The sequence below is a fragment of the Pseudomonas sp. GW822-FHT02D10 genome, assembly GCF_058802345.1.
In genome coordinates this window covers 259838-280009 of record NZ_JBXAOB010000004.1, presented here as the reverse complement: position 1 = coordinate 280009, position 20172 = coordinate 259838, and the positions used below count along the sequence as shown (strand labels likewise).

At 58.3% G+C, this 20172-nt stretch carries 21 protein-coding genes; 8 read left to right on the top strand and 13 right to left on the bottom strand.

Annotation, left to right across the window (positions count from 1 at the left end):
* Position 1 precedes the first annotated feature (1 nt).
* From AC1RPZ_RS09160 to AC1RPZ_RS09150, 3 genes are all read right to left on the bottom strand, one after another.
* Positions 2 to 472: a nuclear transport factor 2 family protein gene (locus AC1RPZ_RS09160; protein ID WP_493136734.1), complete on the bottom strand. Its 471-nt coding sequence runs from the start codon at positions 470 to 472 to the stop codon at positions 2 to 4.
* Between the two features lie 112 nt (positions 473 to 584).
* Positions 585 to 1901 carry a CynX/NimT family MFS transporter gene (locus tag AC1RPZ_RS09155; RefSeq protein ID WP_493136733.1) on the bottom strand — a complete coding sequence of 439 codons (1317 nt, stop codon included), beginning with the start codon at positions 1899 to 1901 and terminating at the stop codon, positions 585 to 587.
* Complete coding sequence (locus AC1RPZ_RS09150; RefSeq protein ID WP_493136732.1) at positions 1891 to 2550, bottom strand: FadR/GntR family transcriptional regulator; 660 nt, start codon at positions 2548 to 2550, stop codon at positions 1891 to 1893. Before AC1RPZ_RS09150 ends, AC1RPZ_RS09155 begins: the two co-directional genes overlap by 11 nt.
* A gap of 167 nt (positions 2551 to 2717) precedes the next feature.
* On the opposite strand from AC1RPZ_RS09150, the gene AC1RPZ_RS09145 reads away from it, so the two are divergent.
* A complete protein-coding gene (locus AC1RPZ_RS09145; protein ID WP_493136731.1) occupies positions 2718 to 3029 on the top strand; it encodes a type II toxin-antitoxin system MqsR family toxin in 312 nt (103 codons plus the stop codon).
* On the top strand, positions 3026 to 3514 hold the full coding sequence (locus AC1RPZ_RS09140; protein ID WP_493136730.1) for a type II toxin-antitoxin system MqsA family antitoxin: 489 nt from the start codon (positions 3026 to 3028) through the stop codon (positions 3512 to 3514). Before AC1RPZ_RS09145 ends, AC1RPZ_RS09140 begins: the two co-directional genes overlap by 4 nt.
* Before the next feature lie 65 nt (positions 3515 to 3579).
* Here the strand turns inward: AC1RPZ_RS09140 and AC1RPZ_RS09135 are convergent, their stop codons facing one another.
* From AC1RPZ_RS09135 to AC1RPZ_RS09120, 4 genes are all read right to left on the bottom strand, one after another.
* A complete protein-coding gene (locus AC1RPZ_RS09135) occupies positions 3580 to 4344 on the bottom strand; it encodes an amino acid ABC transporter ATP-binding protein (protein ID WP_010444394.1) in 765 nt (254 codons plus the stop codon).
* 11 nt (positions 4345 to 4355) lie between these two features.
* A complete protein-coding gene (locus AC1RPZ_RS09130) occupies positions 4356 to 5453 on the bottom strand; it encodes an amino acid ABC transporter permease (protein ID WP_493136729.1) in 1098 nt (365 codons plus the stop codon).
* A 10-nt stretch (positions 5454 to 5463) separates the two neighbouring features.
* Positions 5464 to 6645, bottom strand: coding sequence for an amino acid ABC transporter permease (locus AC1RPZ_RS09125; RefSeq protein ID WP_493136728.1), 1182 nt, complete (start codon positions 6643 to 6645; stop codon positions 5464 to 5466).
* A 65-nt stretch (positions 6646 to 6710) separates the two neighbouring features.
* Positions 6711 to 7742 (bottom strand): amino acid ABC transporter substrate-binding protein, encoded by a 1032-nt coding sequence (locus AC1RPZ_RS09120; RefSeq protein WP_493136727.1) that lies wholly within the window; start codon positions 7740 to 7742, stop codon positions 6711 to 6713.
* Between the two features lie 467 nt (positions 7743 to 8209).
* Between AC1RPZ_RS09120 and AC1RPZ_RS09115 the strand changes: the two genes are divergently transcribed.
* The 5 genes from AC1RPZ_RS09115 (at position 8210) to AC1RPZ_RS09095 (ending at position 13526) form a co-directional block, all read left to right on the top strand.
* On the top strand, positions 8210 to 8866 hold the full coding sequence (locus tag AC1RPZ_RS09115; RefSeq protein ID WP_493136726.1) for an alpha/beta hydrolase: 657 nt from the start codon (positions 8210 to 8212) through the stop codon (positions 8864 to 8866).
* 96 nt (positions 8867 to 8962) lie between these two features.
* Positions 8963 to 10450, top strand: a complete 1488-nt coding sequence (rhlB, locus tag AC1RPZ_RS09110) for an ATP-dependent RNA helicase RhlB (RefSeq protein WP_493136725.1) — start codon at positions 8963 to 8965, stop codon at positions 10448 to 10450.
* A gap of 129 nt (positions 10451 to 10579) precedes the next feature.
* Positions 10580 to 11533, top strand: coding sequence for an ornithine cyclodeaminase family protein (locus AC1RPZ_RS09105; RefSeq protein ID WP_493136724.1), 954 nt, complete (start codon positions 10580 to 10582; stop codon positions 11531 to 11533).
* A 148-nt stretch (positions 11534 to 11681) separates the two neighbouring features.
* A complete protein-coding gene (locus AC1RPZ_RS09100) occupies positions 11682 to 12809 on the top strand; it encodes an NAD(P)/FAD-dependent oxidoreductase (protein ID WP_493136723.1) in 1128 nt (375 codons plus the stop codon).
* Between the two features lie 90 nt (positions 12810 to 12899).
* Positions 12900 to 13526, top strand: a complete 627-nt coding sequence (locus AC1RPZ_RS09095) for a helix-turn-helix transcriptional regulator (protein WP_493136722.1) — start codon at positions 12900 to 12902, stop codon at positions 13524 to 13526.
* 132 nt (positions 13527 to 13658) lie between these two features.
* On the opposite strand, the gene AC1RPZ_RS09090 is transcribed toward AC1RPZ_RS09095, so the two are convergent.
* From AC1RPZ_RS09090 to AC1RPZ_RS09065, 6 genes are all read right to left on the bottom strand, one after another.
* Positions 13659 to 14435 (bottom strand): ABC transporter substrate-binding protein, encoded by a 777-nt coding sequence (locus tag AC1RPZ_RS09090; protein WP_493136721.1) that lies wholly within the window; start codon positions 14433 to 14435, stop codon positions 13659 to 13661.
* A gap of 306 nt (positions 14436 to 14741) precedes the next feature.
* On the bottom strand, positions 14742 to 15194 hold the full coding sequence (gene moaE, locus AC1RPZ_RS09085) for a molybdopterin synthase catalytic subunit MoaE (RefSeq protein ID WP_493136720.1): 453 nt from the start codon (positions 15192 to 15194) through the stop codon (positions 14742 to 14744).
* Between the two features lie 3 nt (positions 15195 to 15197).
* On the bottom strand, positions 15198 to 15440 hold the full coding sequence (locus AC1RPZ_RS09080) for a MoaD/ThiS family protein (RefSeq protein WP_123428752.1): 243 nt from the start codon (positions 15438 to 15440) through the stop codon (positions 15198 to 15200).
* Positions 15437 to 15910 (bottom strand): cyclic pyranopterin monophosphate synthase MoaC, encoded by a 474-nt coding sequence (gene moaC, locus AC1RPZ_RS09075; RefSeq protein ID WP_054593900.1) that lies wholly within the window; start codon positions 15908 to 15910, stop codon positions 15437 to 15439. The genes AC1RPZ_RS09080 and moaC overlap by 4 nt, the downstream gene beginning before the upstream one ends.
* A gap of 233 nt (positions 15911 to 16143) precedes the next feature.
* Complete coding sequence (locus AC1RPZ_RS09070; protein ID WP_493136719.1) at positions 16144 to 17535, bottom strand: PhoH family protein; 1392 nt, start codon at positions 17533 to 17535, stop codon at positions 16144 to 16146.
* Between the two features lie 362 nt (positions 17536 to 17897).
* A complete protein-coding gene (locus AC1RPZ_RS09065) occupies positions 17898 to 19022 on the bottom strand; it encodes a polysaccharide deacetylase family protein (RefSeq protein WP_493136718.1) in 1125 nt (374 codons plus the stop codon).
* Between the two features lie 181 nt (positions 19023 to 19203).
* Between AC1RPZ_RS09065 and yaaA the strand changes: the two genes are divergently transcribed.
* On the top strand, positions 19204 to 19983 hold the full coding sequence (yaaA, locus tag AC1RPZ_RS09060; protein ID WP_493136717.1) for a peroxide stress protein YaaA: 780 nt from the start codon (positions 19204 to 19206) through the stop codon (positions 19981 to 19983).
* Positions 19984 to 20172: the final 189 nt, after the last annotated feature.

Below are 20172 nucleotides of genomic sequence, written 5' to 3'. Positions count from 1 at the left end.
ATCAGCGACTGGCCTGAAATGCCTTCAGCCCCTTCAAGGCCTGTACGCGAACGGCATTGCTCACCAACGGCGTCCACCCCAGCAACAGACCTTTGAAACCCAACGCCTGACGCGACCAGCGCCACAGATCGAAATGGTCATGGTGCTCGCAGATCTTGCCGTCACGGAAAACAAAACGCGCCTGGATATTGTTGACCACCGTGTTGCCGGTCTGGCTGAACAGGTAAGTCGCCACCCAATGGGCGCCGCCCGTACGCTCGTCGGCGCGGACATTATCGAACGTCAGGGAAAAGTCTTTGGCGTGAGTGGTGAGCATGCGCCACATGTCGCCGGCATCGCGCCCATGCAGTTCACCAAACGCCGGATCACTGAACACTACGTCCTCGGTGTAGCAGGCGCTCATGGCCTCGGCATCCAGCCGCTGGAAAGCTTGATAAAACTCAGTGATCAATGCGCTGTTGGCATCACTCATGGACAGGCTCCCTGGGTTTGCAAAGTAGCTTCGAAAGATGCCTGCACGATAGTCTGCAAACGTCGGGAAAACTACCGGCATTCGCCACAGGAATACCGGTAGTACGCCCGCTTTAGACGCGTTCGCTTTCGACCTGTACGTACAGCGAACGCCCGGCACCGAGACCGGCGATGATTGCGCCGAGGCCAATAACCCCGAAGATCCAGCCCAGCGCAGTCCAGCCGCCAGTCCAGTCATGCACCAGACCGACTGCGAACGGGCCCATGGAGGCCAACGTATAACCGAACCCCTGGGCCATGCTCGACAGGTTGGCCGCCACATGGGCATCGCGCGAACGCAGCACGATCAGGGTCAGCGCCAGGCTGAACGTACCGCCCTGCCCCAAGCCAAGCAGGATCGCCCAGCCCCACAGACCTTCGATCGGCGCATAGAGGCAGCCGAACAGACCGCCAAGGGTCAGCAGCATGACGATGACGATCGCCAGCCGCTGATCCTTGCCACGAGTCGCCAGCCATGGCGCCGCCAGCGAACTGGCCAACTGGATAATCACCGAACCCGACAGCACCAGCCCGGCCTGGGTTGGAGTCAGGCCACGGCCGATCAGAATCGACGGCAACCAGCCGAAGACGATGTAGGCCAGCGAGGATTGCAGGCCCATATAAAGAGTCACTTGCCAGGCCAGCGGATCACGCAGCAGACCGCGTACCCGATACGCCACGTTGTGCGCGCCGTGTTTCTGACCGACTTGCGGCAACCAGAAGATCACTGCGACCAGCGCAGGAATTACCCAGAAGCCCAGACCGAGCGCCCAACTTTCGTCGAAATGCTGACTCAAGGGCACTGTCGCACCGGCCGCCATGGCCGCGCCCAGGCACAGGGCCATTGTGTAAACGCCGGTCATGGTGCCCGCGTGCTGGGCAAAGTCACGTTTGACGATGCCCGGCAGCAACACGCCGATCACACCAATGCTTGCGCCGGCCAGAATGCTGCCGGCAAACAGTCCGATCTCACCGAACGAACTGCGCAGAATGATCCCGCCAGCCAGCGTCAGCAAAATCCCCAGCACCACTCGCTCGGCGCCAAAACGCCGTGCCAGCAGCGGCGCCAGCGGGGCGAACAGCCCCAGGCAGAGCACCGGCAAGGTGGTCAGCAAACCGGCCTGGGCAGCCGACAAACCGAGGTTCATCGAGACCTCACTCAGCATTGGCGCCATGCTCGACAGCGCCGGGCGCAGGTTCAGCGCCACCAGAATCAGCCCCAGCAACAACAACCACGGGCGACGTAAAACCGGATGGCTTTGCTGGACCTGCTCGTCATCGGCCTCGGCATCGATCAGCAACTCTTCGAGCTCTGCCGTGCGTTTGGGTTGGGTCGTGTTGCTGGGACTCGCCTGCTGGCTGGACATGAGGTTCTCGGATTCAAGGTTCATTGATCAACTGCCGGGAAATGGCTTTGGCCCGCTCCGGGTCGCGCTGCTCGACGGCATCGAGCAGTTCGATATGCAGATCGAACACCTCTTGGCGTCTAGGGGTAATGTTGAGGGTCTGGCGCAGTTGCGCGCCGATGATGCTGGAAAAATAGCGATACAGCTCGCTGAGGGTGGGGTTGTGCGCGGCATCGACCAAACGACGGTGGAACACCAGGTCGCAGACGATGTAGCTGTCGAGGTCACCGTGGTAGTGACTGCCGCTGACACCCAAGGCCTCACGCAGTGCGATCAGGTCTTCATCGGTACGGCGTAATGCCGCCAGGCCAATGGCCTCGACCTCGAGGATGTGCCGGGTTTCCCGGGCCTGCTCGTGGGAGCAACGCGACAAGGCTTTCATCGTGTCCAGCGGATCGACCACCGCCCGAAGGTAACTGCCGTCACCCTGACGAATCTCGATCAGCCCGGAAAACGCCAACACCCGCATGGCCTCGCGCACGGTATTGCGGCTGATACCTAGCTCGGTCGCCAGTTCAGGCTCTGTGGGCAGGCGTTGGCCGACGGTCCAGATGCCGTTGTTGATGCGCAGGCGCAACTGTTCAAGGGCCTGATCGACCAGAGAACGTTTAACCAATGGGGATGTGTCTGTCATGGAATTCGCCCTTTCATCCAATCATAGGATGAATTTTCTGACATGTTAGTCAGCTTCGTCCGAGAGGACAACGGGCTAGGGTTATAAATCTGGAAAAGGAGCGGTATTTTCGATTAGTCAAAATTACCCTGTAAGGGTAATTTTAGGGACAGGGTTCGTGGTTTCTTATGGAAAAGAATACACCTCACTTCGACTTGTCGGTCATCAAGGCTGAGGTCAGGAGACAAGGAGCCAAAGCTTTTACTCAAACTGCATTGAGGTCCGGGAAGAGAATGGGATGGAACCTGCGAGATATGGAATTCGCCATTTGCTCACTGGAACCGCGGATGCTTTACAAATCGATGACTTGCTACACCGACCACCGAAACTGGCAGGACGTTTACCACACAACATTTCATGACCTGGAGCTTTACATCAAAGTGACCTACTGCCCCAACGGCGGGCCTCCGGTGATCTCTTTCAAGGAGAAGAACTTATGAATACGCGACAATGCATGAGCTGCGGCGCTCAAGACGCAATGCAACACTTCCAAGGTCGCAGTCTCAGTGTCGACTATAAGAACGTCTCACGATGGGTGCACGACATTGCCGGCTGGGAGTGCAGAAACTGCGGTGAAATCATTTTTGACAATGACACCGACAGCGCCGAGCGCTACTCCGACGCAGGCGATAAATTGCTCGAAGATTGCTTTCAGATCATGGGCACCGAGATGAAACGCATCCGCCGTAAACTGCACCTCACGCAGAAGGAAGCCGTAAAACTACTTTCCGGCGCCGGGCACAATGCATTTTCGCGATACGAGCGCGGCGAAATTCAACCTCCTCAAGCTTTGTTCACGCTGATGCGTCTGCTGGATCGTCATCCTCACCTTCTGGCTGAAATACAAGCGATGAACGAAGGTACTGACTTGAAGCGGCTGCTGGCCACACGCTTTCCGGAAGAGGAAACGGTGCTGGCATCCTGATCCCGAACATCAGACAAAAATAAACCCGGAACATTGTCCGGGTTTATTTCACTACCAAGCCTGGATCAATGCAGAATCTGGCTCAGGAACAGTTTGGTGCGTTCGTTCTGCGGGTTGTCGAAGAAGTCGTTTGGCGCAGCCTGTTCGACGATTTCGCCCTTGTCCATGAAGATCACGCGGTTCGCCACGGTCCGGGCGAAGCCCATTTCGTGGGTGACGCAGAGCATGGTCATGCCGTCTTCGGCCAGACCGATCATGGTGTCCAGAACCTCTTTCACCATCTCTGGATCGAGTGCCGAGGTCGGTTCGTCGAACAACATGATTTTCGGTTTCATGCACAGCGCACGGGCAATCGCCACACGCTGTTGCTGGCCGCCGGACAGTTGCCCCGGAAATTTGTGCGCCTGCTCTGGAATGCGTACGCGCTCCAGGTAATGCATGGCAATTTCTTCAGCCTTGCGCTTGGGCATCTTGCGGACCCACATCGGTGCCAGCGTGCAGTTCTGCAGGATGGTCAGGTGCGGGAACAGGTTGAAGTGCTGGAACACCATGCCGACTTCGCGACGAATCGCTTCGATCTGTTTCAGGTCGTTGGTCAGCTCCACGCCATCGACCACGATGCGGCCCTGCTGGTGCTCTTCCAGACGGTTGAGGCAACGAATGGTGGTCGACTTGCCGGAACCCGACGGCCCGCACAGAACGATACGCTCGCCCTGCTTGACGTTCAGGTTGATGTCTTTCAGCACGTGGAACTGGCCGTACCACTTGTTCACGCCCTGCATCTGAATAATGCCTTCAGGGCTCACAGGCTGTTTGATCGCTTCACTCATAAACTACGCTCCTAACGCTTGTGGCCTGTGTCCAGCTTACGTTCCAAATGCATGGAATAGCGGGACATACCAAAACAGAAAATCCAGAACACCAGGGCCGCGAACACATAACCTTCGGTGGCCATGCCCAGCCATTTCGGGTCGGCGGCGGCTTGCTTGACACTGTTGAGCAGGTCGAACAGACCGATGATGATCACCAGGCTCGTGTCCTTGAACAGCGCAATGAAGGTGTTGACGATGCCCGGAATCACCAGTTTCAGGGCTTGCGGCAGTATCACCAGGCCCATGCTGCGCCAGTAACCGAGGCCCATCGCTGCGGCGGCTTCGTACTGACCTTTGGGAATCGCTTGCAGACCACCGCGCACCACTTCGGCCACGTAGGCCGACTGGAACAGGATCACCCCGATCAAGGCCCGCAGCAGCTTGTCGAAGTTCATGCCTTCAGGCAGGAACAACGGCAGCATCACCGACGACATGAACAGCACCGTGATCAACGGCACACCGCGCCAGAACTCGATGAAGGTCACACAGACCACGCGAATCGCCGGCATGTTCGAGCGACGGCCCAGTGCCAGCATGATCCCCAGCGGCAACGCACCGACGATACCGACGGTGGCGATCACCAGGGTCAGCATCAGACCGCCCCATTGACTGGTCGCAACGTTGGTCAAGCCAAGCATGTCACCGTGCAGCAGGATGTAGGTAACGATCGGATAGAGCACCAGAAAACTCAGGCCGTAGACCGCTTTACGCTGAAAACGCGAAATGAACAGCGGTGCGATTCCGATCACTGCCAGAAACACGCTCAGGTCGACGCGCCAGCGCAGTTCAGGTGGGTAGTAGCCGTACATGAACTGGCCGAAACGCTGCTGAATGAACACCCAGCAAGCGCCTTCCTTGGTGCAATCGGCGCGCGTGGTGCCCACCCAGTTGGCATCAAGAATCGCCCAGTGCAGGATCGGCGGCACCACCAGGTAAATCAGGTAGAACGCGAACAGCGTGAGCAGCGTGTTGATCCAACTGGAGAACATGTGCTCTCGCATCCACGCCACGACACCGATGCGAATGCCCGGTGGTGGCAGGTCAGGTTTGAAAATATGAGTCGTCATGCGCGTTTCCTCACCGCTCGATCAGCGCAATGCGCTTGTTGTACCAGTTCATCAGCAGGGAAATGCTGATACTGATCGCCAGGTACACGCTCATGGTGATAGCAATAACTTCGATGGCTTGCCCGGTCTGGTTCAGCACCGTGCCGGCAAACAACGAAACCATTTCCGGGTAACCGATACCGGCCGCCAGCGAGGAGTTCTTCGCCAGGTTCAGGTATTGGCTGGTCAGTGGCGGGATGATCACCCGCAGGGCTTGCGGGATGATGACCTTGCGCAGGGTTGGACCGTTGCGCAGACCCAATGAACGCGCCGCTTCGGTCTGACCGTGGCTCACCGAGTTGATCCCGGAACGCACGATCTCGGCGATGAACGCCGCGGTGTACACCGTCAGGGCCAGAGTCAGGGCCAGCAGTTCCGGGATCAGTACCCAGCCACCGACGAAGTTGAAGCCTTGCAGCTTCGGCATTTCCCAATGCAGTGGCGCACCGAAGATCAGTGCGCACAAAGCTGGAATCACCAGAAACATCGCCAGGCCGGTCCAGAACTTGTGGAACGGTACGCCGGTCGCTTCGAAACGCTTGTTGGCCCAACGGCACATCAGCACGATGGCGACGATAGCCACCACGACGCTGATCACAAACGCCCAGAACCCTTCGGCCATCTGAGCGGCCGGCATGTTCAGGCCACGGCTGCTGACAAAGAAGGTGTCGGCGAAATTATGGCTGTTGCGCGGCCCTGGCATGGTCAGGAACACCGCGAAGTACCAGAACAGGATTTGCAGCAGCGGTGGAATGTTACGGAAAGTCTCAACGTAAACCGTCGCCAGCTTGTTGATGATCCAGTTCTTCGACAGCCGTGCCACGCCAACGATAAACCCCAGAATCGTCGCCAGGATCACACCGATAACGGTCACCAGCAGGGTGTTGAGCAAGCCGATGACAAACACCCGGGCATAGCTGTCCGATTCGGTGTAGTCGATCAGGTGTTGCGCGATGCCGAACCCGGCGCTGCGCTCCAGAAAGCTGAAACCGGAAGTAATGCCCCGGTGTTGCAGGTTGGTTTGAGTGTTGTTGAACAGGTACCAACCCATCGAGATCACCGCGACAATCGTGATGATCTGAAACAGCCACGCACGCACTCGCGGATCGCTGAGGCTGAGCCTCTGCTTTGGTGCGCCGATTGAATTTTGCATGAAGTGCCCCAGAAATAATGGAACAGAACATCACCCGGTGGTTGGCCCACCGGGTGATAGAACCATCAGCGCACTGGTGGTGCGTATTGAATGCCGCCGTTGGTCCACAGGGCGTTCAGGCCACGGTCGATTTCCAGCGGGGTGCTCTTGCCGAGGTTTTTCTCGAAAACTTCGCCGTAGTTACCGACTTGCTTGACGATTTTCACCACCCAGTCTTTCGGCAGCTTCAGATCTTTACCGTACTCACCGTCAGTGCCCAGCAGACGGGCGACGTCCGGGTTCTTGGTCGACTTGGCTTCAGCCTCGACGTTTTTCGACGTGACACCGGCCTCTTCGGCGTTGAGCATCGCGTAGCCAACCCAACGAACGATCGCCAGCCACTCATCGTCACCGTTACGCACGACCGGCCCCAGAGGCTCTTTGGAAATGGTTTCCGGCAGAACCACGTAATCTTTAGGCGAGGCCAGCTTGCTGCGCTGTGCATACAGCTGGGACTTGTCGGAGGTCAGCACGTCGCAACGACCGGATTCCAGCGACTTGGCACTTTCATCGGAGGTGTCGAAGGTAATCGGGGTGTACTTCAGGTTGTTGGCGCGGAAGTAGTCGGACACGTTCAGCTCGGTGGTGGTACCGGCTTGAATACAGATGGTCGCGCCATCCAGTTCCTTGGCACTCTTCACGCCCAGCTTGCTGTTGGCCAGGAAGCCTACGCCGTCGTAATAGGTGATGAAGCCAGGAAACTTCAGGCCCATGCCCGCGTCACGGGAACTGGTCATGGTGGAGTTACGCGACAGCATGTCGATTTCGCCGGATTGAAGAGCAGTGAAGCGCTCCTTGGCGTTCAACTGGCTGAACTTGACCTTGGTCGCATCGCCGAATACAGCAGCGGCCACAGCGCGGCAGTAGTCAGCATCGATACCGACGATCTTGCCGGTAGAGTCCGGAACCGAGAAACCCGGCAAACCGTCGCTCACGCCGCACTGCACGAAGCCTTTCTTCTGCACGGCATCCAGGGTTGCACCCGCCTGAGCGAACCCACTGACACCGAGAACTGCGGCCGCAGTCACGACTGCCAGGGTGGATTTCAACATCTTCATTCAAACCTCCAGTTTTGCTCTTGTTGTGTCGGAGCTTGAGTCCTGCCGCACCCTTATGAGGCGCTGTTGACCCGTGTTGGCTTTTTTTAGGGTCAAGCGGCGTAAGACCTAAGCTATGAGTCTAGTAGGAGAAAATCCACTCATGGATAACTCACTTCTCACCAATCGGCCGAACGGACTGTAGCCCTTTCACGTTCGCGAAGCCCGTAGCGGCCACTGGCGAACATCCATCACCGGATTCTTTGCTATCCCACAGCCAGCAGTACACTGATAGTGTTACCGCCAGGCGCAGGATTACTTGCACAGGTTTTCTCATAGCAAGGCCCGTACCACACCGGCCGCTAAAGCGATTCAGCGGCAGGTCAATAGCAAAACTTTCAACCTTGCGACATCTTCTTAACTGATCGACCCATCGTGCACCTTGAGCTCGCACTCAAAGGGAGCGAACGCACACATTTGGAGCAAACATGACCCAGCCCCTTATTCTTCAACCCAGCAAGCCTGTGGACGCCTGCGTGATCTGGCTGCACGGCCTGGGCGCCGACCGCTACGACTTCCTGCCGGTGGCCGAAGCCCTGCAGGAAAGCCTGTTGACCACCCGCTTCGTCCTGCCCCAGGCGCCAACCCGCGCAGTGACCATCAATGGTGGTTACGAGATGCCGAGCTGGTACGACATCAAGGCCATGAGCCCCGCCCGGAGCATCAGTCACGAAGAACTGGAGGTGTCGGCCGAAACCGTCATAACGCTGATTGAAGAGCAGCGAGCCAGCGGAATAGACGCCTCGCGGATTTTCCTTGCAGGTTTTTCCCAGGGTGGCGCAGTAGTGCTGCACAGCGCTTTCCTGAAATGGCAGGGACCGTTGGGTGGCGTACTTGCCCTTTCCACTTATGCACCGACGTTCAGCGATGAACTGGAACTTTCAGCCAGCCAACAGCGGATTCCAGTGCTGTGCCTGCATGGCCAATACGACGATGTCGTCCAGAACTCCATGGGGCGCACTGCGTACGAGCATTTGAAGACCCGTGGTGTCACCGTGACATGGCAGGAATACCCAATGGGCCACGAAGTGTTACCCGAAGAAATTCGCGATATTGGCGTCTGGCTCGCGGACCGCTTGCGCTAATACAGAAACTTCCTGTAGCTGTATGAGCAACACACTACGCCGCGCCCGTTTCTTGCATTACACTGGCCGGCGTACATTCCTTAACCAATTGATGAGATGACCGTGCTCAAAGCACTCAAGAAAATGTTCGGTAAAAGCGAGGCTGAGCAGCTCGCGCCCAGCTCCAGCGCACCTTCCCACACACCCGGCAACCGCACCGACGGTCATCAGCCTGGCCAGACCGCAGCAGTCGCGGCACCGAAACATACGCCCGCGAACACTCCGGCCACCGAGTCTGTTGCCGAACCTGTTACACAGCAACCGCGCAGCGAGACGCCAAAACCTGCGCAACCACGCCGCGAACGCGCGCCGAAACCGCCGCTCAAAGCCTGGAAACTCGAAGATTTCGCCGTCGAACCCCAAGAAGGCAAAACCCGCTTTCATGATTTCAAACTGGCCCCGGAACTGATGCATGCCATCCAGGACCTGGGTTTCCCGTACTGCACGCCGATCCAGGCACAGGTATTGGGTTTCACCCTGGCCGGCAAAGACGCCATCGGTCGCGCCCAGACCGGCACTGGTAAAACCGCCGCGTTCCTGATCTCGATCATCACCCAGCTGCTGCAAACCCCGCCGCCGAAAGAGCGCTACATGGGCGAGCCACGGGCGCTGATCATTGCACCGACCCGTGAACTGGTGGTGCAGATCGCCAAGGACGCGGCAGACCTGACCAAGTACACCGGCCTCAACGTCATGACCTTCGTTGGCGGCATGGACTTCGACAAGCAACTCAAGCACCTCGAAGCCCGCCACTGCGACATCCTTGTGGCTACCCCAGGCCGTCTGCTGGACTTCAACCAGCGCGGCGATGTGCACCTGGACATGGTCGAAGTGATGGTGCTCGACGAAGCCGACCGGATGCTCGACATGGGTTTCATCCCACAGGTGCGTCAGATCATTCGCCAGACCCCACCGAAAAGCGAACGTCAGACCCTGCTGTTCTCCGCCACCTTCACTGAAGACGTGATGAACCTGGCCAAGCAATGGACCACCGACCCGTCGATCGTAGAGATCGAAGTCGCGAACGTGGCCAGCGAAAACGTCGAACAGCACATCTACGCCGTTGCCGGCGCCGATAAATACAAGCTGCTCTACAACCTGGTGACCGACAACGGTTGGGAACGGGTGATGGTCTTCGCCAACCGCAAGGACGAAGTGCGGCGCATCGAAGAACGCCTGGTACGTGACGGTGTCAACGCGGCCCAGCTGTCGGGCGACGTTCCGCAGCACAAGCGCATCAAGACCCTGGAAGGTTTCCGCGAAGGCAAGATCCGCGTGCTGGTGGCCACCGATGTCGCCGGTCGCGGGATTCACATCGACGGTATCAGCCACGTGATCAACTTCACCCTGCCGGAAGTGCCGGACGATTACGTCCACCGTATTGGTCGTACCGGTCGTGCTGGCGCCGATGGCGTGTCCATCAGCTTCGCCGGTGAAGACGACTCCTACCAGCTACCGTCCATCGAGGCGTTGCTGGGTCGCAAGATCAGTTGCGAAACCCCGCCAACCCATCTGCTACGAGCGGTTGAACGCAAACGCCCTTAAGCCCGCGTCGCAACCACCAAAGCGCAGCCGGAAACGGACTGCGCTTTTTTTACGCCTGGATATTGCCAAATAGAACAATAAGTCCACAATGGACAAATTAGTTTACTTGCGAATCCACGGAGCATCCGCATGTCCAGCACACCTTATGTGATCGCCCAACCCCAGGCCCGCGAACTGCTTGATCAAGTCGACGTGCCGAAGATCCTGCGCAAGCTGTTCCGCGACCTGGCCGCGGGTCAGGCCGTGCAGCCGGCTCAGCAACGGGTGGAGTTTCCACAAGGCGCCGGTGACTTCATCAACTACCTCGGGGTGTTGGCCGAAGACGGTGTGTACGGAGTGAAAACCTCGCCCTACATCGTCCGCAAGGAAGGTCCACTGGTGACCGCCTGGACGCTGTTGATGTCGATGCAAACCGGCCAGCCGCTGCTGCTCTGCGATGCCGGTGAACTGACCACCGCCCGCACCGCCGCGACCACTGCCGTCGCCATTGATGCCCTTGCCCTGCCGCAAGCCTCGCGCCTGGCAATCATCGGCAGCGGCCCGGTCGCCCAGGCTCATCTGCATTACGTGAAGAATGTGCGGGAGTGGCACAGCATCAGCCTCTACTCGCCGAGCCTGGCGAGTCGGGATCCGGAGATGCTTGCACAGCTCTCGGCCATCGACTCGCGCCTGCAAGTGCGAGACAGCCGCGAAGCAGCGATCCAGGACGCCGATGTGATCATGCTGTGCACCTCGTCTGCAGGACCTGTGATCGACCCGCGGACCTTGAGCAAACCGACGCTGATCACCTCCATCAGCACCAACGCAGTGCGTGCCCACGAGGTGCCGCCTGCAACGCTGAGTGAAATGCAGGTCTATTGCGACTATCGCCTGACCACGCCAGGTTCTGCCGGCGAAATGCTGATCGCCAGCGAACAGCATGGCTGGGACAAGAGTGCGATCGTTGGCGACCTGGCCGAACTGTTGAGCGAGCAGACGCCACGTCCGAGCTATGATCGCCATGTGTTCTTCCGCTCGATCGGCCTGGGTCTGGAAGACATCGCCCTGGCCAATGCCCTTTATCAGTTGCAACACCAGAATTGAAACGAAACGCTTTCCCTGTGGGAGCGAGCTTGCTCGCGATGCAGACGCCGCAATCCGTCAGGCAAACAGCGGTGATGCAATCGCGAGCAAGCTCGCTCCCACAGGGGCTCTCTACAATTCCAGCATTGCGCCCACACTGGAGATACTCATGACCCAGGCAGACTTCATCATCATCGGCGGTGGTATCGCCGGTGCTTCCACCGGTTTTTGGCTGTCGCAAAACGCTCGGGTGATCGTGCTCGAACGCGAATCCCACCCGGGCTACCATTCCACCGGGCGCTCGGCCGCGCTGTACACCGCCGCTTACGGTACGCCGCAAGTACGCGCACTGACCCAGGCCAGCCGGGACTTCTTCGACGCACCGCCTGCCGGTTTCTGCGAACACCCGCTGCTGACCCCGCGCGGTGAGATGACCGTCGACTTCACCGGTAATCCGCAAGAGCTGAACAACCAATACCTGAGCGCCAAGGCGACCGTGCCGCAAATGCAACTGCTCAGCGCCGACGAAGCCTGTGCGCGGATTCCAATCCTGCGTCGCGAGAAGGTTCATGGCGCGATCTATGACCCTACCGCCACGGACATCGATACTGACGCCCTGCATCAAGGCTACCTGCGCGGGATCCGCCGCAATCAGGGCGAAGTGCACACTGACAGCGAAGTCCTGAATCTGACGCGCGATGCGAACAATCGCTGGCAAGTGAAAACCGCCGAGCAGACCTTCAGCGCGCCGATCATCATCAATGCGGCCGGTGCCTGGGCCGACCAACTCGGTGAGATGGCCGGCGCCAAGCCTCTGGGGATAATCCCCAAACGTCGCGCAGCCTTCATCTTCGCCGGTCCCGAAGGCATGGACATCCACGATTGGCCGATGCTGGTCAGCCTCGACGAATCGTTCTACATGAAGCCCGATGCGGGGATGTTCCTGGGTTCGCCAGCCAACGCCGACCCGGTGGAACCGCATGACGTGCAGCCCGAAGAGCTGGACATTGCCATGGGTATCTACCAGATCGAAGAAGCCACCACCCTGACCATCCGCCGACCGACCCGCACCTGGGCTGGCTTGCGCAGTTTTGTCGGCGACGGCGATCTGATCAGCGGCTTCGACCCGCAGGTGCCGGGGCTGTTCTGGGTGGCCGCGCAGGGTGGTTACGGTATTCAAACCTCCCCCGCCATGGGCCAGGCCAGTGCCGCGCTGGTTCGCGGCGAAGCCTTGCCGGAACAACTCAGCCGCTTTGATCTCAGCGCCGCAATGCTCTCCCCTTCCCGCCTCGGCTGAACCTGCCGCCGAGGTGACGTCTGACCTCGATTACGGCAAACTCCCAGCGCCCCTTTCTCTATGGGGCGCTGATTGCCTGGAGCAACACCGATGACCCCACCTCTTCAAGATCCTGCACTGGATAACTTCCGGGCGATCGCCGACGCCATTGCCACGCTGTTTTTCCCCCACGCCGAGGTGGTGCTGCACGACCTGCGCACGCAAAAAATCGACTACATCGCCAACAACATTTCCAAACGGGAAGTGGGCGACGATGCCGCGTTGGAGGACATGCTCAGTGAAGAAGTCAGCGAGCGGAACATCGGCCCGTACGAAAAGCTCAACTGGGATGGGCAAAAGATCCGCAGTCTCAGCAGCGTACTGCGCGACAGCGAAGGGCATCCGATTGCCGTGCTGTGCATCAACCTGAATATTTCGCTGTTTGAAAACGCCAAGGCGGCGCTGGATCTGTTTCTTTCACCGAGCAAGCTGATCCCGCAACCCGACGCGCTGTTTCGCGACGACTGGCAGGAGCGCATCAACACCTTCCTGCATAACTGGCTGCGAGAGCGGCAATTGGGGTTGAATATGCTGACTCGCGAGCACAAACGCGAGCTGGTGCTGGCGTTACACGCCGAAGGGGCCTTCAAGGGTAAAAGCGCCTCCAACTATGTGGCCAATGTGCTGAACATGGGACGGGCGACGGTGTACAAGCATTTGAAAGAATTGAAAGGCTAATACCTGACCTGAGAGGTGTGTTGGCTGATAGGGCCTCATCGCGAGCAAGCTCGCTCCCACATTAGTCCTGCGAACACAGGTCCATTGTGGGAGCGAGCTTGCTCCGGGCGGCGATCCGACGATGGTGATCGATCAATCGCCGTAGATATCCGACGTGAAGTACTTGGCTTCAATCTTCTGGTATTCGCCATTGGCGCGAATGCCATCGATGGCATTGTTCAGTTCGGCGACCAACTCGGTGTTACCCTTGCGCACCGCAATCCCGGCGCCCTCGCCCACGTATTTCGGATCCTTGAGCTCCGGCCCGACAAAGGCGTAGCCCTTGCCGCGAGGCATCGACAGGAAATCACTCAGCGGAATGGTATCGGCGAAAATGCCATCCAGACGCCCGGCGGCCAGGTCCATGTAGATCTCTTCATTGTTGCCGTAACGCGCCACCTTGATGCCCTTGGGCTCGAAGACTTCCGTGGCGTAACGGTCCGTGGTGGTTGCCCGTTGCACACCAATGGTCTTGCCCTTGAGGCTTGCGTACTGGTCATCAACCACCGCGCCATCCTTCATCACCAAACGCGATGAGGTGAAGTAGTACTTATGGGTGAAGTCCACCGACTTTTTACGATCTTCGTTAATGGTCATTGACGACAGCGCTGCGTCGATTTTCTTCACCTTGAGCGAAGGAATCAAACCGTCGAACTCGCCCTCGACCCACTCGCACTTGACCTTCATCTGTGCGCACAACGCGTTGCCGATGTCATAGTCGAAACCGGTGATCTTTCCATCCGCAGTCTTCGAGGCAAACGGCGGATAAGCCGCTTCGATACCGATGCGCAGGGTTTTCTCGGCGGCAAACAAGCTGCTGCACGCCAACAGGCTCAGGGCCAGACCACCGATCAGGGGGAGCTTCTTCATGTTCGTTTTCTCGCGGGTTGTTGTTGGTTTGGCAAGACAGAAGAAAGTGAAACGGGAAACGCCTTTTTTGTACTTATAATTCCATACTGGACTTTTATGTATTATCCGTCAATCAGGCGCGCGCAGTTCTTTCAGCCTCTGGTCGGTGAGGTGAATCTGGGGGGAAATTCGGTGTGGTTGATGACCCTATCGCGAGCAGGCTCGCTCCCACAGGGGATCTTTATCGAACACAAAATCTGTGTCTGATGGAGATCAACTGTGGGAGCGAGCCTGCTCGCGATGACGTACTCGAGGGCGCTAGAGGAATTACTTCTCCCAGCGATCCGCCGCCGCGTGATCACTGTCACGCCCTTCCACCCAACGCGGGCCGTCGCTGGTGTTTTCCTTTTTCCAGAACGGTGCACGGGTTTTCAGGTAGTCCATGACAAAGGCGCAGGCGTCGAATGCCGCCTGGCGATGGGCACTCGCCGCGCCGACGAAGACAATCGGCTCGCCCGGCTCCAAAGCGCCGATGCGGTGCAGTACTTCCAGCTTGAGCAGCGGCCAGCGCTGTTCGGCCTCAATAACGATTTTGCCGAGAGCCTTTTCGGTCATGCCCGGGTAGTGTTCAAGAAACATCCCGGCCACATCGAGTCCATCGTTGAAGTCGCGGACATAACCGACAAAACTCACCACTGCGCCAACGCCGACATTCGCCGCGTGCATCGCATTGACTTCAGCACCCGGATCGAACGCCGTGGACTGCACGCGAATCGCCATGGATCAGCCTCCGGTCACCGTCGGGAAAAACGCCACTTCATCGCCATCGACGAGCGGTTCGTCGAGCTGGCACAAGTCTTCATTGCGCGCGCACATCAGGTTCTGCTCGCTCAGCACCTCGGCGCCCTCGCGTTGCGCCAACAGCAAACGCACATCGTCGACCGTGGCGAAATCGCCTTCGACACTCAACGAATCAACGCCCAGCGCCTCGCGATAACGGGCGAAAAACTTCACCGTCAGCTTCATTGATCGGCCACCTGATAGTGCCCGCTCTTGCCGCCGAGCTTCTCCAGCAGGCGCACGGTTTCGATGACCATGCCACGGTCCACGGCCTTGCACATGTCGTAGATCGTCAGCGCGGCGACACTGGCCGCGGTCAGTGCTTCCATTTCAACCCCGGTCTGCCCGGACAGTTTGCAGCGGGCGACGATGCGCACCGCATCGAGGCCTTCGGCACTGAGCTCGACCTTGACGCTGGTAAGCATCAACGGATGGCAGAGCGGGATCAAATCGGAGGTTTTCTTCGCTGCCTGAATGCCGGCAATGCGTGCCACGGCGAACACATCACCTTTGGGGTGACCACCGCTGACAATCATCTGCAGGGTTTCAGGGAGCATACGCACAAGCGCTTCGGCCGTGGCTTCACGGAACGTCACGGCTTTTTCGGTGACGTCGACCATATTGGCGCGACCTTGGGAATCGAGATGAGTCAGCACAGCCTTACTCCTGATCAGGAGCAGCGATTGTAAACCCGTGGGTCAATTTTTCGCGAGTTTGATTGTCGACTCACCACCGACCCCGCGTAGGAGCTGCCGAAGGCTGCGATCTTTTAGCGTCTGCAAGATTGCTGAAGATCAAAAGATCGCAGCCTTCGGCAGCTCCTACGTGGGCATGTCGTCGAGCACAAAAAACCGGGCGACCTGATGGCCGCCCGGTTCCGGTGAGACATTTACAAATGCGATTCGGCGTATTCGGCCAGAATCGAACGCGGCACCCCTTGCAGGGTGATGTGCACACCGTTGGGGAAATCCTTGAAGCGTTCAGTCAGGTAAGTCAGCCCGGAGCTGGTCGCGGACAGATAAGGGGTGTCGATCTGCGCCAGGTTGCCCAGGCACACCACTTTGGAACCGGCGCCGGCACGGGTGATGATGGTTTTCATCTGGTGCGGGGTGAGGTTCTGGCATTCGTCGATCAGGATCAGGCTTTGCTGGAAGCTGCGGCCCCGGATGTAGTTGAGGGATTTGAACTGCAACGGCACTTTGCTGAGGATGTAGTCGACGCTGCCATGGGTGCTTTCGTCATCCATGTGCAAGGCTTCGAGGTTGTCGGTAATGGCGCCCAGCCAAGGCTCCATTTTTTCTGCTTCGGTGCCCGGCAGGAAACCGATTTCCTGGTCCAGCCCCTGCACGCTACGGGTCGCGATAATGCGTCGGTAGCGCTTGCTGACCATGGTCTGCTCGATCGCCGCCGCCAGTGCCAGAATGGTTTTACCCGAGCCCGCAGCACCCGACAGATTGACCAGGTGGATGTCCGGGTCGAGCAAGGCGTACAGCGCCAGGCTCTGATAGATGTCGCGTGGTTTCAGGCCCCAGGCTTCCTGGTGCAACAGGGGTTCCTGATGCAGGTCGAGGATCAACAGTTTGTCGACGTGGATCTCCTTGATCCAGCCAACAAAGCCCTGTTCGTCGATGATGAACTCGTTGATATGTACAGCCGGCAGGTTGTCGATCAACTGCACCTGGTGCCAGGTGCGGCCATGGTCCTGACGGGTTTCGACCTTGCTGACACGGTCCCAGAACGAGCCGGTCATGTTGTGATAACCATTGGGCAGCAACGACACGTCATCAACTAACTGGTCGGTGCTGTAGTCCTCGGCCGCGATCCCGCAAGCCCGGGCCTTGAGGCGCATGTTGATGTCTTTGGTCACCAGCACCACACGCAGATCCTTGTCACGCGCGTGCAGGTCGATCAACTGGTTGATGATGATGTTGTCGTTCAGGTGCTCGGGCAGAATGATGTTCGGCTCGGTGCGCTTGCTCATCAGAATCGACAGCAAACCCTTGGGCCCGCTTTTTCCGCGCTGGATCGGTACACCCAGTTCAACGTCTTCGGGAGAGGCGTCGCCCAGCGTCTTGTCGATCAGGCGAATAGCCTGACGGCATTCGGCCGCAACACTGTGAGGGCCGCTCTTGAGCTTGTCCAGCTCTTCAAGGACGGTCATCGGGATGGCAACGTGGTGTTCTTCGAAGTTCAGGAGCGCGTTTGGATCGTGGATCAATACGTTGGTATCGAGTACATAAAGGATTGGCTGGTTGGAGGGGCTACGTCCGTGATCATCCATACTCGGTCACCTGTGTGGGAGCCAGTCGACGCAATACCATGACAGTGCTGCGCCTCGAAGTGGCCACCGAATTCACCTGCCGTACCCAAATGAACTGCACGACTCAAGTGAACTGCACACAAGGGGGTCTTGGAAGACGCCACCTGTGTTGCAGGTTTCGGCGGTCTGTCTTCGTAATACTCCAAAACCTGTGACAGAAAAAAGCACTTTGACGTTTTTTTGAAGTTTATTTTTCAGAGTGACGAAAAGCCCTTGGCGCGCCGACCCGGCACCGTTAAAGTCGGAAGTCCGCCTGCATCGAAATCCCTCTAAAAATCACCCCTGCCCCAATGTTTCCGGCTTTTTTTGGGGAAAGGCGCGTTTCAGCGAAAAGCGTCCTGACAATCCTCCCAGCCGATCCCGCTTTGCGCGGTGTGCGTCAACAACCAGGGCATTGCCGTTTTCACCACGTCCTGCTTGACGTTGAAGTTGATCACCCCGTGGCGCCACAACAGCATCAATGTCAGCACCCGCTGCGCACTCTGCTCAGCCGTGAGCTGGCGACTGCCGTCCGCCGGGTCAATGTCCCACAGCGCAACCTGCAACCCCTGAGTCTTGAAGAAACCCTGCGCATCGGCGCGACGCTGGCCATTGGGCGGACGGAACAACGGCACAAAGTTCTCCGGCAGTTTGTTTTTCACCAGCTCGACGCTGCGAGTGACTGAGTACTGCCAATCCTGCCAATGGCTGTGGGAACGGAACTCCCAGCCCTGCACGCCGATGCACTGCTTTGAGTACAACGCTTGCAGCTCGGCCACCGAATGTTGTGCCAGACGGTTCTGGATATCGCTGCCCAGCACAAAGAAAGTCCCGCTCAGGTTCGACTTGCGCAGGTACTCGGTCAGCCACGCGGTGTTGTCCGGGGCGATGTTCACGGCGCTGTCGAAGCTCAGCACAAACAGCCGATCATTCAGCTCATCGCCGTTACGCTCGTAGTCACCGAACAGTTCGACTTCGCTGCTGGTCTGCGGAAACAACGCAGCCTTGCGCAGTTGTTCATTCAGATAGCGCTCATGAAAGCGCCTGCTCGGTTCGGCCCAGCGGGTGTAATACGAGTCTTCGCCTAGCTCGAACTTGGCAGCCTGCTGACGCAGGGTGTCCATGTCTTCGACCAGAAAACAGAAGGACGCATCCTGGTCACAGCTCTGCTGGGCGAAGTTGTAGTTGGCGAGCAGGCGCAGCCACATGCGTGCGCGCAGCTTGTTGATCGACCCAAGGTTGATCATGCGCAAGCCCAGGCGCTGTTTTAAAGCGCCTTCGTCCAGCGCTTCACTGGCGAGCAAGGCCCGGGCGAAGGTGAGGATTTCTGCGCGTGACGCGACATCGAACAGCGTCGGGTTGCCGAGTTGTTCAGGCCAGGTGCTGCGATCCAGCGTGGCGAGGTCGTTGGGCGCGGCATAGGCACCAACGCTGAACAACCAGGCACAAAACAGTAAAGCGATACGCAAAAGGATGTCTCCATAACAAAACCCGCGCGGCACTATAGCTGATCCAGACCAGATCCCCGCAGCGGCACCGATCTACCACAGGTTGTGCGGATACCCACCGATCATCACTTATGACCTTGATAGCTGGAGTCAACCCGGACAACCCCCTAGAATCCCCGCACGATTAAAGGAGACGACTTCAATGCTGATGGTGATTTCCCCCGCCAAGACCCTCGATTACGAAACACCGCCGGCCACCCAGCGTTTCACTCAGCCGCAGTACCTGGACCACTCCCAGGAGCTGATCCTGCAACTGCGCGAGCTGAGCCCGGCACAAATCAGCGAGTTGATGCACGTTTCCGACAAGATCGGCGGCCTCAACGCCGCACGCTTTGGCAGCTGGACCCCGGCATTCACGCCGGCCAACGCCAAGCAGGCGCTGCTGGCGTTCAAGGGTGACGTGTACACCGGCATGAATGCCCAGACCTTCAGCGAAGCCGATTTCGACTACGCCCAGCAACACTTGCGTATGCTCTCGGGCCTCTACGGCCTGCTGCGCCCCCTGGACCTGATGCAGCCATATCGTCTGGAGATGGGCACCAAACTGACCAATGCCCGCGGCAAGGACTTGTACGCCTTCTGGGGCACGCAAATCAGCGAATGGCTGAACGAAGCCCTGGCCGATCAAGGCGATGACGTGCTGCTCAACCTCGCCTCCAACGAGTACTTTTCTGCAGTCAAACGCAGCGCCTTGAACGCCCGGATCATCAACACCGAGTTCAAGGACCTGAAGAACGGCCAGTACAAGATCATCAGCTTCTACGCGAAGAAAGCCCGCGGGATGATGAGCCGTTTCGTGATCCAGGAACGCATCAACGACCCGGCTGCGCTCAAGCAGTTTGACGTGCAGGGTTACCGCTACAGTGCTGAACAGTCAAAACCCGACAACCTGGTTTTCCTGCGCGACCACGCCTCCGAATAAAGTATCAGGATGGCACACCACAGTTTGAAGATATCTACGGTTGCGTGCCCTCGGTCGAACACAGCGTCTCGGTGAAAACCATTGTGCAGTGATTGATTGGTAGTACAAAAAGCCCCCTCCCAACCCTCGGTTCCCACATCCGCAGGAGGTTGCGAGGGTTTTTTTTTACTGGTCAGAAGGCTTATGCGT